Genomic DNA, 14,315 nt, shown 5'->3' on the forward strand with positions numbered 1-14,315 from the left:
TCCACCAGGCCACCCCCGTGCCGGTGGGCGGCTCGGGGCTGCCCTGCCGGCCCGGGCCGGGCACGCCGACGAGCCGCCCCGGGAGACCCGGAACGGCTCGTACCCGCGGCGGACGGGCCCCTGCCCCGGGCAGGGCCCGGGGCCCGTCAGGGCAGGACGCGCTCCCGGCAGGCTTCGCCGATCAGCCGCGGCAGGGCCTCGTCCCCCGCGAAGAAGTGGTCGCCGGCGACCGTACGCGCCTCGATCCGCCCGGTGGTCCACTGCCGCCACTCCCGCAGCGCCGCCGGCACGGCCAGCGGATCGTCGCTGCCCGCGAAGGCCAGCAGGGGGACGTCGACGGGGCCCCCGGTCGCGGGGTCCAGCGCCGCCTGCCGCAGGGCCTTGGCCAGCCGCAGGTCATCGCGCAGCACGGGCAGGACGCTGCGCCGCCACAGTCCGCCGGGGTCCGCGACGGGGCCCTGCGGCAGGGAGCCCAGGTCGCCGAGGAGCGGCAGCAGTTCCTCGTCGGGCAGGTCCGCCGCGCCGATCAGCGCGGTCGTCGCGTGCGGCGGGAGGCAGGCGCCCACCGCGAGGAACAGCGGCGGCGGGGCGCCGGCGTCCGCCAGCGCCCGGGTCAGCGTGTAGACGACGAGCGCGCCCAGGCTGTGCCCGTACAGCGCGTACGGGCCCTCCTCGGCGGCCTTGAGCAGGGGCCCGAGGAGGTCGTCCAGGAGGGCGGCCCGGTCCGTGACGCGCGGCTCGCGACGGCGGTGCTCCCGGCCGGGCAACGGCAGCGGGACCACGTCGACGGCGTCACCGACCGCGGCGGGCCAGCGGCGGTAACTGGACACGCCCGCGCCCGCGTGGGCGAGGCAGTGGAGCCTGACCCGCCGGTCCGCCGGCTCCACCGCCTCCCGGGCGCCCGTCACCCGTACCGTCTCGTCGAGCTCCGCCGGGGAAGTCATCCGCCGCTCTCCTCCTGGGAAGCTGTGCGCACGGCACGGCGGCCGCGCGGCACAGTAGTCGCAGCCCGAGCCTCACCCGCCCGCCTTGAGCACCACTGGACTCAGGCCGCGTACAGGTCGAAGGTCGAGGTGCGCCGCGGCCCCGAGATCACGTCGAGGCGCGGGTCGACCGCGAGCATCGCCTGGTGCAGCCGCTGCAGCTGCGGCGAGGGCTCCACCCCGAGGTCCTCGATCAGCCGCTGGCGCAGCCGCCGGTAGACGTCGAGCGCGGAAGCCTGCCGGCCGGAGCGGTAGAGCGCGACCATCGCCTGCGAGTGCAGCCCCTCGTGCTGGGGGTGACGGGCGATCACGTCGGTGAGCTCGGCGATGAGCTCGACGTGCCGGCCCAGCCGCAGGTCGGCGTCGATCCGGCGCTCCCGGGCCACGAGCCGGCTCTCCTCCAGGCGCATCACCTCGATGTCGAGGATCGGGCCCACGCGGACGTCGACCAGGGCGGGCCCCTCCCACAGGTCGAGTGCCTCGCGCAGGCACTTGGCCGCCTGCCCGTCCTCGCCGTCCTCGAAGGCCTGCTGGCCCTCGGCCACCAGGCGCTCGTAGGTGTGGACGTCGACCGCTTCGGTGGGGACCTGCAGCAGGTAGCCCCCGTACCGGGTGACGAGCACGTCCTTGGCCGTGCCGGGGGTGTCCGGGCCCATGGCGGTGCCCAGGCGGCGGCGCAGCTGCAGGATGTACGTCTGAAGGGTGGTCAGTGCGCTCTGCGGCAGGTCGGTGCCCCAGATCTCCTCCATGAGCGTGGGTACGGGCACGACCCGACCCGGGTAGAGGGCGAGCAGCGCCAGGATCTGGCGCGGCTTGCCGGCCGTGGGGACGATCGACACCCCGTTGACTTCGGCATTCAACGGACCCAGGACTTTTATCTTCATAATTCCCTCCGCGCCTTGCCGGCCGCCGTCGTTTCCGAGCCGGTTCCGAGGCTTTCGATACTGTCGCCTTCCGGCCTTTTTTGTCATCGCCGTCGACCGCAGACGAGGGGCACCATATCTTCCGGCGATCCGCCCACATCCGAAAATCGACCCCGTCTTGAGCGGCCTTCCAAGAAACCGCCCGAAACGGTGCTGACGGGCCGCTGACAAACTGCTGACGAAAACTGTGCGGACCGGTGCCGCGCGGGGAAAATCCTTTTCCCCGCGAAGGTGCGCTGTTAGCCTCGCCCCTTCGTGACGGCCGCCTGACCGGGCGGCGGTCCCGGTCGCAGGGGGTGGCGGGGTGTACGGCACGCGGAACACGAAGGTGCAGGCGGCGGGGTGCGTACGGGCCGGGGATCCGGCGGAGGCGGCCGGGGCGGCGGAGGCGACGGGGGCTGCCGGTGCGGCCGTTCCCGTGCCGTCGCCGGTCTCGGTCGCGCTGCGCCCGGTGAGGGCGGTGGAGCCGGTGGTGTGTGGGGAGCCGGACCGGCCCGACGCCGCCGGCCCGGCGGCCCGCGGACCGCTCGGCTGCCTGAGCGCAGCCGCGGACCTGCCGGGACTTCCGGACCCCAAGACCCTGCTCGGGCTGCTGGGGGCCTGGCACGGGCGCGGCGTGCAGGTCGGCTTTCCGGAGCTGTCCGGACGCCGTCCCTGACCCCGCCCCCATCCCGTACTCGACCCGGCCCCCGATCCCGTACTTGAGAAACCTTCCACAACGCCCTGTGAGTCGCTGGTGAAAATCCCGCCGCGCTCGGGGGGGCGGCTACTGTCGTATACGGGAGGAAAGACCCGCGGCTATTCGGGGGGAATGCCGAGTACGGATCTCCGGCCGCAGACTCGTCGAATGTCCCGTGCGAGGATGAGATGGAGTTTCGCATTCTTGGCCCCGTCCAGATCTACGACGAGCGCAGCAATGTGCGGATCGTGCCGACGGGCGCCAAACAGCGCGCCCTGCTGGGCGCACTCGTCGTGAAGGCCGGACAGGTCGTTTCCGCGGACCGGCTCGTCGACGAGCTGTGGGGCGAACACCCGCCCGCCAATGCCGCCAACGCCCTCCAGGCCCACGTGGCGCGGCTGCGCCGGCTGCTGCCGGTCTCCGCGCCCGGTTCGGGCGAAGCGCATCACGAGTGGCTGGTGACCCGCCCGCTGGGCTACGTCCTGCGCCTGGGCCGCTCGCGGACCGACGCCGAGCGCTTCCGCCTGCTGACCGCCGAGGGCAGCGCGCTGGCCGCCACCGACCCCGCCCGCTCCGCCGACGTACTGCGCGAGGCGCTGGCGCTGTGGCGCGGTCCGGCACTGGAGGGCAGCGAGCACGGGACGATCTGCTCCGCCGAGGCCTCGCTGCTGGAAGAGGGCAGGCTCGTCACCCTGGAGACCCTCTTCGAAGTCTGCCTGCGCGCGGGCCGGTTCGGTGAGATCACCGGCGAACTGGAAGAGCTGACCATCCGCCACCCGCTGCGGGAGCGGTTCTACGAACTGCTGATGACCGCGCTCTACCGCAGCGGCCGGCAGGCGGAGGCCCTCGGCGTCTACGACCGGGCGCGCCGCCGGCTGGTGTACGACCTCGGCCTGGAGCCGGGGCCCGTGCTGCGCGGCCGGATGGAGGCGATCCTCCACCACCACGATCCGGACGCCGTGCGCGAGGCCCGGTCCGCGGCCGAACCGGCCGCGGACGCCGGGCGGTCGCCGTGGGGGTCCGGTCCCGGCCTGGACGTCCTCGACGCCGTGGACGCCGGGGGCTTGCCCGGCGCCGACGCGGGGGAAGCGGGCGTCCGCCTGCTGCGGGAGGAGATCGTCCGGCTGCGGCGCCACGTGGAGCGGCTCTCGCGCGAACAGCGGGAGCTGGTCAGCCGGTTCGACCGGCTCACCACCGCCCGCGCGGCGGGACTCTAGCAAGCGCCCGCCCGACCGGACCGCCCGATCGGAGCGCCCGACGGGACCGCCCGACCGGACAGCCCGATCGGAGCGCCCGACCGGAGCTCCCGACCGAAGCGCCCGACCGGACCGCCCGGGCGCGGGGGGCGGGGTCGGGCGGCCCGCAGCAGCAGAACACCCTCCCTCCGCCCTGCCGTCGGGCAGGTCCAGGAGGAAGGGTGTGCGCCAGGAGGCCGTCGGGCCGCAGTCGTCCCGACCCGGTGGGCCGGGTCAGTTCACCCGGGCGACGAGCCGCCCGCCGGACGCCGCGGCCGCTGCCGCAGCCGTACCGGCCGCCACCGCGCCGGCCGGCGCCGCGGTCTCCGGGTGGGCCATCAGGATCGAGCGCTGCAGCCTGCTGAGCGCCGCGGACGGCTCCAGGCCCAGTTCCGACACGAGCGTCGTGCGCAGCCGCTGGTAGACGTTGAGCGCCTCGCCGCGGCGGCCCGAGCGGTGCAGGGCCAGCATGAACTGGCCGTGCAGGCTCTCGTGCATCCGGAACTGGTTGACCAGGACCGTCAGCTCCGACAGCAGCTCCCGGTGGCGCCCCAGCCGCAGGTCCGCCTCGATGCGCTGGTCGAGCGCGCACAGCCGGGCCTCCTCCAGCCGCTTGGCCTCCATGTCGATGCGGCTGCCCGGCTGTACGTCGGTCAGCGCGGGTCCGGTCCACAGCGAGAGCGCGTCCGCCAGGCGCCGGGCCGCCCCGTTGTAGTCCTCGGCGTCCATGGCCCGGTAGCCGGCCCCCGCGCGGCGTTCGAACTCCCGGTAGTCGACCGTGCCGCCCCGGGTCTCCAGGCGGTAGCCGCCGGGGAGGGTGGCCAGGATGTCCTTGGCGCTGCAGCGCTCGTTCTCGTCGCGGCTGAGCGCCCCGGCGATGAGTTCGCGCAGCTGAAGGATGTAGGTCTGCAGCGTGGTGCGGGCGCTGCGCGGCGGGGTCTGGCCCCAGAGCTCCTCGATCAGGACGGCCACGGGGACCACCTGGTCGGCGTGGAGCGCGAGCAGGGCCAGCACATGTCTCGGCTTCGGCGCCGTCGGAGTGATCGACACCCCGTTCTCGCGCACCGACAGCGCACCCAGCACTTCGATGTCCACGTTCTCCCCCAAAGTTCAGCCCGGAGGCCGGTTCCCGGCCTACGCGTTTCCGACCGCCAGGGCCCGGTGCGCAGCTACACCGGACCACTTGATAAAAAAACAGCACAGTCGGTTTGTCAACACCAGGCGGGTTAATTTCGGCCAAGAGCACTCCCCGGCGGCCACTTCCGCCCCGTCCCGGTGGGGACGATTGCGCTGGCCACGATCCATTTCCGGGCGTCATGAACACCAGCAACCGAAGGAAAATCGCCATGAGTTGGCCGGATTCTCCTGAGCCCCGGCAGACGAACGCCCCGGCGCCGCGAGGGCGGGCGTACCGGGGCAGCACGAGGGCCCGCCCGGCGAGTGATCTCCGGGCGGGCCGCAAGGGGCACAAGGGCCGCTGGGGCCGTGAGCAGCCGTGAGGGGCCGTAGGGGGGCCGGGACGGGCCGGGACAGGCCCTGAAGGGGCCGGGGCAGGCCCTGAGGGCCCCAGGAGGGCCGAAAAGAGACCGGTCGGGCTGTTTCAGGCGAGGATGGTCCCCGACGCCTGGAGGGCGCCGAGGAGCCCCGGCGCGGCGAGCGAGGGCAGAAGCAGCTGCCAGAACTGGGTGACCGTCTCCGGGGCGATCCAGCGGGCATCGCGGGCGCACAGCACCTCGAAGCCCACCGTGGCGGCCACCACGGCCGCCGAGGCGCTCCCGAGGCCGACGCCCGGGCGCAGTTCGTCCGCGCCGCCGGCCCGCGCGATGGCCCCCTCGACCCAGCTCTGCCAGTGCAGCCGCAGATCGGTCTGGGGCGGGCGGGCCGTGTCCCCGCTGAGCACGAAACCGGCCCGCAGCACCACGTCCTCGCGCAACCCGCGGGTGAGCCCGTGGGTCGCGTCGACCAGTTGCTGCAGGCCGCTCTCCGCCTGCCGCACATGCTCACCGACGGCCCGCAGGCGCACCAGCGCCGCGTCCTCCACCGCGTCCGCCAGTGCGGCCTTCGAGGCGAAGTGGAAGTGCAGTGCGCCGTTGCTCACCCCGGCCTGCGTGCTGATCGTGGTGAGCGACGCCACCGTGAAACCCTCGCGGTCGAAAATCTCGGCCGCACACCTGATCAGGGTTTCCCGGGTGCGCACCGCGCGTTCCTGCTTGGCCATCAAGTGCTCCGTTACTGCGGTGGGTTGCCGTGCTTGCGAGAGGGCACGTCGGCATGTTTGGTGCGGAGCATCGCGAGGGCGCTGATGAGCACCTCGCGGGTCTCGGCGGGGTCGATGACGTCGTCGACGAGGCCGCGCTCGGCCGCGTAGTACGGGTGCATGAGTTCGGCCTTGTACTCCTTGACCATGCGCGTACGCATGGCCTCCGGGTCGTCGGCGTCCGCGATCTGCTTGCGGAAGATCACGTTGGCGGCGCCCTCGGCGCCCATGACGGCGATCTCGTTGGTGGGCCAGGCGTAGGTGAGGTCGGCGCCGATGGACTGGGAGTCCATGACGATGTACGCGCCGCCGTAGGCCTTGCGCAGGATCAGGGAGATCCGCGGGACGGTGGCGTTGCAGTAGGCGTAGAGCAGTTTGGCGCCGTGGCGGATGATGCCGCCGTGCTCCTGGTCGACGCCGGGCAGGAAGCCGGGGACGTCCAGCAGGGTGATGATCGGGATGTTGAAGGCGTCGCAGAGCTGGACGAAGCGCGCCGCCTTCTCCGAGGCGTGGATGTCCAGGACGCCCGCGAGCGCGGACGGCTGGTTGGCGACGACCGCGACCACCTGGCCGTTGAGCCGGCCCAGGGCGCAGATGATGTTGCGGGCCCAGCGCTCGTGGACCTCCAGGCAGTCCCCGTCGTCCAGGAGCTCCTCGATGACCTTCAGCATGTCGTACGGGCGGTTGCCGTCCGCCGGCACCAGGTCCAGCAGCACGTCCGAGCGCCGGGTCTGGGGGTCGGTGCACGGCGTGCACGGCGGGTACTCGCGGTTGTTCTGCGGGAGCATCGACAGCAGGTAGCGGACCTCGGCGAGGCAGGTCTCCTCGTCGTCGTACGCGAAGTGCGCGACACCGGAGGTCTCGGCGTGCACGTCCGCGCCGCCGAGGCCGTTCTGGGTGATCTCCTCACCCGTCACCGCACGGACCACGTCCGGCCCGGTGATGAACATCTGCGAGGTGTCGCGGACCATGAACACGAAGTCCGTCAGCGCCGGGGAGTACGCGGCGCCGCCGGCGCACGGGCCCAGCATGACCGAGATCTGCGGGATCACCCCCGAAGCCCGGGTGTTGCGCTGGAAGATGCCGCCGTAGCCCGCCAGGGCGGACACGCCCTCCTGGATGCGGGCGCCCGCACCGTCGTTCAGCGAGACCAGCGGCGCACCGGCCGCGATGGCCATGTCCATGATCTTGTGGATCTTCGTCGCGTGGGCCTCGCCCAGCGCCCCGCCGAAGATCCGGAAATCGTGCGCGTACACGAAGACCGTCCGGCCCTCGACCGTGCCCCACCCGGTGATCACACCGTCCGTGTAGGGCCTCTTGTCCTCCAGCCCGAAACCGGTCGCCCGGTGCCGGCGCAGCTGCTCGACCTCGCTGAACGAGCCCTCGTCGAGCAGCAGCGCGATGCGCTCGCGCGCCGTCAGCTTGCCCTTGGCGTGCTGCGCCTCGGTCGCCCGGTCGCTCGGCCCCGCAAGGGCCTGGGCGCGGACCGCGTGCAGCTCTGCCACCCGTCCGTGCGTGTCCGCGGCCTTCACGGAAGCCCGAGGAATGTCCTTCACCACTGTCATGACACGTCCCTCCTCAAGGTGCGGCCCGACCGACGACCTCACCGTAACAAACCGTCGGCGCGGTTTGTATAGACGGGAGCATGGCGCGCACACGAATCAGCCATGGAACTGGCGCTGTTGCCGGCCTTACTGCCAGCTGTACGGGGAGCGGTATGCCGCGGCAGACCGCTCGGGGCGCCACGATGGACTGCCGGGCAGTTCCCCGTCGTCCTCATCGGCTCCCCGTGCGGCGAGCAGCGAGCACAGCACGACGGTGACCGCAGCCAGTTCGTCATCCTCGGCCCGGCCGCGCTCGATACGCAGCGCGAGCATCCCGGTGTCCGCATCGCTCATTCCCGCACCTCCTCAGGCCTGTGCCCACCGTCGGCCAACCGACTCAAGAGCCGCTGGAGAAGTGCTGGGAGGGGAATACGGCGGGACTCCGCGGCCGACGGGCCGCGGAGTCCTCGTTCACGCCCTGCCGCCCCGTCCCGCCGCGCGGCGCCCGAAGCCCGCCGGGCCCCGGGCGCGGCGCATCAGCCGGACGGGCGGGGCGCCACGCGTCGGGCTCAGGCGGCCGGGTCCGTCTCGGCCGCGTCCCGTTCAGCGGTGAGGCGTTCGCTCTCCTCGCCGAGCTGCACAGCCCGTTCGGCGGAGACGACAAGGCTGTTCAGCACGGCGGGCACGGCGATGCTGGGCAGCAGGTGCTCGAAGAGTGAGACGACGCGCTCCTCCAGGTCCTTGCGGTCCGAGAGCATCTGCGAGTAGATCTGCACGCCCGTCCAGGCGCCCGAGAAGAGCCATGCGCTCTCGGCGGGTTCCACATGCGGCAGCAGTTCACCCTGCTCTTTGGCCTGGGTCAGCACGTACTCGGTCGCCTTGATCCACTCGGTGAGGGCCGTGGTTCCGAAGACCGCCCGCATGTCCTGTTCGAGGGAGAGCCGCGCCACGGCGCTGACCATCGGGTTCCGCCGCATCTGGTAGGCGACCACCAGCCCGGTGTCCACCAGTTCTTGGAGCTTGCAGCGACTGGGCGCCACGGCCACGGTCGCGAACTGCTGACGCAGCACACCCTCGGCCAGCGCCTGTTTGGACGGGAAGTGGAAGTAGAGCGCTCCCTTGGTGACGCCAGCCCGGGTCAGGACCTCGCCGATGGTGGCGGCCTCGTAGCCGCGTTCGTCGAACACCGATGCCGCCGCGTTCAGAATGGCCAGCTTGGTGCGGATCGCGCGCTCCTGTCGCGCCACGATGCCTCCAGAGGTCGTTGCCGTGAGCATTACGAAGAAATGGCTGGCCCCCCCTGGAAACAAAACCAGTTGGTCCGTATTTTTGCAGGGTGGTCGTGCGCGTGTCAAAAGTCGGGCATCCCAGAGCGCTCCCACCCAGCTTCAGGAGTCCGAAATGCCGTACAACGTCCTCATCACCGGGTCCCAGGGGTTCATCGGCAGCCATGTGGTACGTGAGGCGCTGGCCTGGCCCGACCTCCACCTCCGGCTGATGCGCCGCCCCGGCGGCCCTCCGCAGCCCCCCACCGACCGCATCCACACCGTGGTGGCCGACCTCACCGACCCTGATTCCCTGCGAGGGGTCTGCGAGGGCGTCGACGCGGTCCTCCACTGCGCTTCGGCCGTCGGCGGGGACGAGGACGCCCTGCGCGCCGTGAACGACCTCGGCACGCGCCACCTGCTCGCCGACGCCCGCCGCCACGGCGTACGGCGTGTGGTACACGTCGGCACCGCATCCGTGCACGGCCGCGGGCCGTTCCGCCAAGCCGAGGTCCATGAGCTGCCGCTGCGGCCCGCATCCCCCACCAGCGCCTCCCGGGCCGCGGCCGAAGCCCATGTCCTGGAGGCCGGCGGCGCCGTCCTGCGGCCGCACCTCGTGTACGGCACCGGGGACCGGTGGGTGGTGCCGGGCCTCGCCGGACTCCTGCGGTATCTGGGCACCGCGGTCGACACGCCGTCGGTGCACTCCGCCGTCGAGGCCGGGGCGCTGGCGTCCGCCGTGGTCGCCGCCGCCATGACCGACCGCGACCCGGCCGGGGTCCACCACGCCGGCCATCCAGTGCCCCTCGGCGGCGCCGCGCTGATGGACCTCGTGCACCGTGAGCTGGACCTGCCCGTGCGGGAGCTCCTGGACCCTGCCGCGGCCAGGGCCCGCGTCGACGGGGTCCCTCAGGCTCTGCACCACCTGGACATGCTCCTGGTGGACCACTGGTTCGAAGGCGCCGCCCTCTGGGAACTCCTGGACCTCGATCCGGGCCCGTCGCCCCTCACGGGCCTGCCGGCGCACCTGCCGTGGTACCGGGAGCTGCTGCACTCGCGGTGAGCGCACGGGCCGCCGACTGCCCGAGGTGGACGGGCAGTTCGCGCGGCCCGTTGGAGATGAACGACTCCAGCGGGCGCAGCTCCGCGGTGGGAACGGCCAGGGCAAGGTCGGGGAAGCGGGCGAACAGCTCGCGCAGGGCGATCCGGGCCTCCAGCCGGGCGAGCGGGGCGCCGAGGCAGTAGTGCGTGCCGTGGCCGAAGGCCAGGTGCGCGCGGCGGGTGGGGCGCGTCACGTCGAAGCGGTCCGCGTCCTGCCCGTGCACCGCCGTGTCGCGGCCGGGGGAGACGAAGGAGATGACGAGGGGGTCCCCCGTGCGCACGGTGGTACCGCCGATCTCCAGGTCCTGTACTGCGTAACGCAGGATTCCGTTGGCCCCCGGGGCTTCCGCCCGCAGGGCCTCCTCGACCGCGTCCTCCCAGGTGGCTGCACCGCTACGGACGAGTGCGAGCTGCTCCGGGTGCTCCAGGAGCAGGCGCACCGCGTTGCCCAGCAGGTTGACGGTGGTCTCGTAGCCCGCCGTGTAGAGCAGGATGAGGTTGTCCAGCAGCTCCTTCTCCGTCAGCCGGCTGCCGTCCTCGTCGCGCACCCCGATCAGGGCGCTGGTCAGGTCGTCCCCGGGTCGGCTGCGCTTGCCGGCGATCAGCGCCGTCATCGTCGCGTAGAGGTCGATGCCATTGCGCTGCATGTCCTCCAGTGAGGCCGCCGTGTCGAAGAATCCGCCGATGATCCGGCGGAGCGCCGCACGGAACTCCTCCGGGATGCCGAACAGTTCGGCGAGCACCCGGGCCGGCAGGTGCTCGGCGAACGCCTGCCGCAGGTCCACCGGCCCGTCCGCTGCCTGCTGTTCGAGCTCGTCGAGCAGCAGGCGGGTGATCTCTTCGATGCGCGGGGCGAGCAGGGCGGTGCGGCGCGCGGTGAAGGCGGAGGCCACGAGCCCGCGCAGCCGTGTGTGGTCCGCCCCGTAGGCGGTCACCATGTTCTGCACCGACACCCAGATGGCGAGCGGCCAGGTCTGCGCTATCTCCCCGTCGATCCACGCGGGCCAGTGCCGGTTGGCGTCCTTGGACACGCGCGGGTCGGTGAGCAGCTCCTTGATCAGTTCTGTATCGGTCACCGCCCAGGCCTCGACGTCCCCCGGCAGCACCACCCGGGTGAGGGGCCCCCGGGTGCGCAGCAGCGCCGCCTCCCCCTGGATGTCCCGGCCCGCCGGGTCGATGGCGTACGGGCACTGCTGCTGACGGGGCATCAACGTCTCCAAACGGGCGGGGCCGGGACCGACCCTAGAATAAAACCGGCGACCCGGTTTTACAACGGCGTTCACACAGGGGATGCGATGTCGCGACCCGAGGAGGCGGGGATCCCTGGTACCGGAAGGATCGCCGCCGGTTGCGCGGTGCGTCCGCGCCTTCACACCGCGCACATTTTTCCGTCACACCACGTAGAAAAAAAACCGGGGCGTCTGTATCTTATGGCTCCTGACTTCCTGCGTCATCCGACAACCACAGAGCGGCGTGTGGAGATAGGTGGAGCGAGCATGACCCTCCTGACGATTCAAGAGGAAGACCTCGGCATACCGGGGCAGGGGCGCAGGTTCCGGTCCCCGACGGGGCTTGACGTCCTTCCGCGCCTGACCACCACGGTCCCCCGTGAATACGTCCACCGGGCGAGCCACGCCGAGGTGTTCCTGACCGGCTGCGAACAGCTCGACGAGCACACCTTCGCCCTCACCGGCCAGTGGCCCCGCGCCCACACGTTCTTCACCAGCGTGGACGGCACCCAGCACGACTCGATGCAGGCCGCGGAAACCATTCGTCAGGCGGGTCTGTTCCTCGCCCACGCCGAACTCGGGGTCCCCCTGGGCCACCACTTCCTGCTGTGGGACCTGAACGTCACCACATATCAGCAGAACATGGCGATCGGTTCCGGTCCCAGCGACCTCACCCTGCGGGCGACCTGTACCGATGTCGTGCGCAAGGGCAAGCGGCTCGCGGAGTTCCGCATGGAGATCAGCGTCGAACGCGACGGACGCCTGTGCGCCGTCGGTGGCGGCCGGTTCGCCTGCATCTCCGACCTGACGTACCGCCGGCTGCGCGGAGCGGCGGGGTCGGCGACCCGGACCACCCGCACCCGGCCCCTCGCCAAGGTCCTGCCGGCCGTCGTGGGCAAGGCCCTGCCGCGGGACGTGGTGCTGTCCCCGACGGAGGAAGCGCACAGCTGGCTGCTCGACCCGGACCCGCAACACCCCATTCTCTTCGACCACGGCGGAGACCACTTCCCGGGCATGGTCCTCCTCGAAGCGGCCCGGCAGGCCGCCGGAGCCCTCTGCCACCCGGCGGCCCTGACCCCGGCCTCCGTCTGCACCGACTTCCACCAGTACGCGGAGTTCACCTCCCCGGTCCGCATCCAGGCCGCGGCCCTGCCCTCCCGGGCCGCCGACTGGGCCAGTGTGCAGGTCACCGGTACACAGGGCGGGCGGAGCGTCTTCAGCGCCCTGATCTCCGGCCCGCTGGACAGACCCGGGGCCGGATCGGCTGCCCCGGCCCGCCCCCGGCCTTGAGCCGCGCCGTCTCACCGGCCCCACCAGTGCAGCTCTAGCGGCCTGTGCTGGAGTCGGCGCAGTCCGCGGCCGTCCGGCCGTACGGCACGACCTCCGACCGAGGAGAAGGCCATGGCCACCCGACGTACCGTGCTCGGCGCAGCCCTTGTGACGGCCGGCACGGGCGCGTTCACCGGTGCCGCCCTGACGCCGCTGCTGGGCAGGTCCGAAAAGGGGCAGGCGACCTCCCCCGCCGCGCAGGCGGCGGTCCCCGCCGGGCCCCCGCCCATCGAGAAGTTCAAGCTGGCGATGCCCACGATGCCGGTCCTCGCGCCGTCCTCGACCACCGACGGCGTCGACCGCTACGTGATGACGATGCGCCGGGCCCGCAAGGAGATCATCCCCGGCTTCCAGACCGAGGTCCTCACCTACAACGGCCACTTCCCCGGTCCCGTCATCAAGGCCCGTACCGGCCGCACCGTCTCGGTCCGCCAGCACAACGGCATCGACATGCCCACCTCGGTCCACCTGCACGGCGCCTCCGTGCTCCCGCAGGACGACGGCTCGCCGATGGAGACCATCGCCCCGGGCGCCAACCGGACGTACACGTACCCGAACAAGCAGCCGCACGCCTCGCTCTGGTACCACGACCACGCGCACCACATGGAGTCCGAGCACGTCTACCGCGGCCTGTCCGGCTCCTACCTGATCACCGACCCCGTCGAACAGGCCCTGCCGCTGCCCTCGGGCGCGTACGACGTCCCGATCGCCGTCCGCGACGCGGCCTTCGACGGGCAGGGCCAGCTGCGCTACGCGATGAACGACTTCGACGGCCGCACCACCGTCCTGGCCAACGGCAAGGCCTACCCGTACTTCCAGGTGGCCGCCCGCAAGTACCGCTTCCGGTTCCTCAACTCCGCCAACCTGCGCTCCTTCAGCCTGCGGCTGGCCGACGGCAGCGAACTGGTGCAGATAGCCTCCGACGGCGGACTGCTCCCCAAGCCCCACCGCACCGCCGAGGTGCCGCTGTCGCCCGGTGAGCGCGCCGACGTCGTCATCGACTTCTCGCGCTACCCCGTGGGCACCAGGATCGTCCTGGAGAACACCAACCTCGGCGGCGGCCTGCCCGAGGACTTCGGGCAGGTCCTGCGCTTCGACGTGGTCCGCACCGCCGCGGACAACAGCTCGGTCCCGGCGGTCCTGCGCACCATGCCGGCGCTGCCGGCGCCCACGGCCCAGCGGTCGGTGGTGATGCGGATGGACGAGAGCGGCGCCGCGGACGCCCTCGCCTTCCTCAACGACAAGGTCTACGACCCCAACCGCATCGACGAGTACGTCCGCCACGGTGCCAGCGAGGTCTGGACGATCAGCAACGTCAACACGTTCATGCCGCACAACTTCCACCTGCACCTGGTGCAGTTCCGGGTGATCGAGCGCAACGGACGCCCCCCGGCCGCCGACGAGGCCGGCTTCAAGGACACCGTCTGGCTGATGCCGGGGGACACCGTCAAGATCCAGGCCACCTTCGACACCTACCGCGGCCAGTACCTCTACCACTGCCACCTGATCGACCACTCGGCCATGGGCATGATGGGCCAGTTCAAGATCAGCTGACGGCGGGGCCGGACGGCATCCGCAGGGGCCCGGGGCATCCGCCCCGGGCCCCTGCGCGTTCCGGCAGTCCTCGCCCCCCGCCCCACCCCGCCGCGACTGCACCCCGATCCCGCCCCGAGCCCGCCGCGATCGTGACCCGAGCCCGCCGCGACCCGTTCTCGGCCCGGTCTCCGCCGGCGTGCCGAAAGGTCAGTGGTGCGCCCTGTGCCGCGTACC

Annotated in this window: 13 protein-coding genes; 5 read left to right on the forward strand and 8 right to left on the reverse strand. The window is 72.1% G+C overall.

What is annotated here, in order from left to right; all coding sequences use genetic code 11:
• Positions 1–146: 146 nt before the first annotated feature.
• Both ACLJTM_RS33480 and ACLJTM_RS33485 read right to left on the reverse strand, forming a co-directional pair.
• Entirely contained in the window at positions 147–944 is a 798-nt protein-coding gene (locus ACLJTM_RS33480) for a thioesterase II family protein (protein WP_411107585.1), read from the reverse strand.
• Between the two features lie 101 nt (positions 945–1,045).
• A complete protein-coding gene (locus tag ACLJTM_RS33485) occupies positions 1,046–1,867 on the reverse strand; it encodes an AfsR/SARP family transcriptional regulator (protein ID WP_411107586.1) in 822 nt (273 codons plus the stop codon).
• Between the two features lie 343 nt (positions 1,868–2,210).
• Between ACLJTM_RS33485 and ACLJTM_RS33490 the strand changes: the two genes are divergently transcribed.
• Together ACLJTM_RS33490 and ACLJTM_RS33495 are read left to right on the forward strand one after the other, a co-directional pair.
• Positions 2,211–2,564 (forward strand): hypothetical protein, encoded by a 354-nt coding sequence (locus ACLJTM_RS33490; protein WP_411107587.1) that lies wholly within the window; start codon positions 2,211–2,213, stop codon positions 2,562–2,564.
• Between the two features lie 209 nt (positions 2,565–2,773).
• Positions 2,774–3,802, forward strand: coding sequence for an AfsR/SARP family transcriptional regulator (locus tag ACLJTM_RS33495; protein WP_411107588.1), 1,029 nt, complete (start codon positions 2,774–2,776; stop codon positions 3,800–3,802).
• 252 nt (positions 3,803–4,054) lie between these two features.
• On the opposite strand, the gene ACLJTM_RS33500 is transcribed toward ACLJTM_RS33495, so the two are convergent.
• The 5 genes from ACLJTM_RS33500 to ACLJTM_RS33520 form a co-directional block, all read right to left on the reverse strand.
• The gene (locus ACLJTM_RS33500; protein WP_411107589.1) at positions 4,055–4,915 is read right to left on the reverse strand and encodes an AfsR/SARP family transcriptional regulator; all 861 of its coding nucleotides are present in this window, start codon (positions 4,913–4,915) and stop codon (positions 4,055–4,057) included.
• 505 nt (positions 4,916–5,420) lie between these two features.
• Positions 5,421–6,038 carry a ScbR family autoregulator-binding transcription factor gene (locus tag ACLJTM_RS33505; RefSeq protein WP_411107591.1) on the reverse strand — a complete coding sequence of 206 codons (618 nt, stop codon included), beginning with the start codon at positions 6,036–6,038 and terminating at the stop codon, positions 5,421–5,423.
• An 11-nt stretch (positions 6,039–6,049) separates the two neighbouring features.
• Positions 6,050–7,642, reverse strand: a complete 1,593-nt coding sequence (locus ACLJTM_RS33510) for an acyl-CoA carboxylase subunit beta (protein ID WP_411107592.1) — start codon at positions 7,640–7,642, stop codon at positions 6,050–6,052.
• Between the two features lie 126 nt (positions 7,643–7,768).
• Positions 7,769–7,975 (reverse strand): acyl-CoA carboxylase subunit epsilon, encoded by a 207-nt coding sequence (locus ACLJTM_RS33515; protein WP_411107593.1) that lies wholly within the window; start codon positions 7,973–7,975, stop codon positions 7,769–7,771.
• A gap of 215 nt (positions 7,976–8,190) precedes the next feature.
• On the reverse strand, positions 8,191–8,868 hold the full coding sequence (locus ACLJTM_RS33520) for a ScbR family autoregulator-binding transcription factor (RefSeq protein WP_411107594.1): 678 nt from the start codon (positions 8,866–8,868) through the stop codon (positions 8,191–8,193).
• A gap of 154 nt (positions 8,869–9,022) precedes the next feature.
• On the opposite strand from ACLJTM_RS33520, the gene ACLJTM_RS33525 reads away from it, so the two are divergent.
• Positions 9,023–9,949 carry an NAD-dependent epimerase/dehydratase family protein gene (locus ACLJTM_RS33525; RefSeq protein ID WP_411107595.1) on the forward strand — a complete coding sequence of 309 codons (927 nt, stop codon included), beginning with the start codon at positions 9,023–9,025 and terminating at the stop codon, positions 9,947–9,949.
• Here ACLJTM_RS33525 and ACLJTM_RS33530 read toward each other — a convergent pair.
• A complete protein-coding gene (locus tag ACLJTM_RS33530; RefSeq protein ID WP_411107596.1) occupies positions 9,894–11,195 on the reverse strand; it encodes a cytochrome P450 family protein in 1,302 nt (433 codons plus the stop codon). The two genes, ACLJTM_RS33525 and ACLJTM_RS33530, sit on opposite strands and share 56 nt — an antisense overlap.
• Positions 11,196–11,483: 288 nt before the next feature.
• Between ACLJTM_RS33530 and ACLJTM_RS33535 the strand changes: the two genes are divergently transcribed.
• Positions 11,484–12,506: a ScbA/BarX family gamma-butyrolactone biosynthesis protein gene (locus tag ACLJTM_RS33535; protein WP_411107597.1), complete on the forward strand. Its 1,023-nt coding sequence runs from the start codon at positions 11,484–11,486 to the stop codon at positions 12,504–12,506.
• A 111-nt stretch (positions 12,507–12,617) separates the two neighbouring features.
• Positions 12,618–14,099, forward strand: a complete 1,482-nt coding sequence (locus tag ACLJTM_RS33540) for a multicopper oxidase family protein (RefSeq protein WP_411107598.1) — start codon at positions 12,618–12,620, stop codon at positions 14,097–14,099.
• Positions 14,100–14,315 lie beyond the last annotated feature (216 nt).

Source organism: Streptomyces sp. cmx-4-9 (assembly GCF_046548835.1).
Taxonomy (GTDB): domain Bacteria; phylum Actinomycetota; class Actinomycetes; order Streptomycetales; family Streptomycetaceae; genus Streptomyces.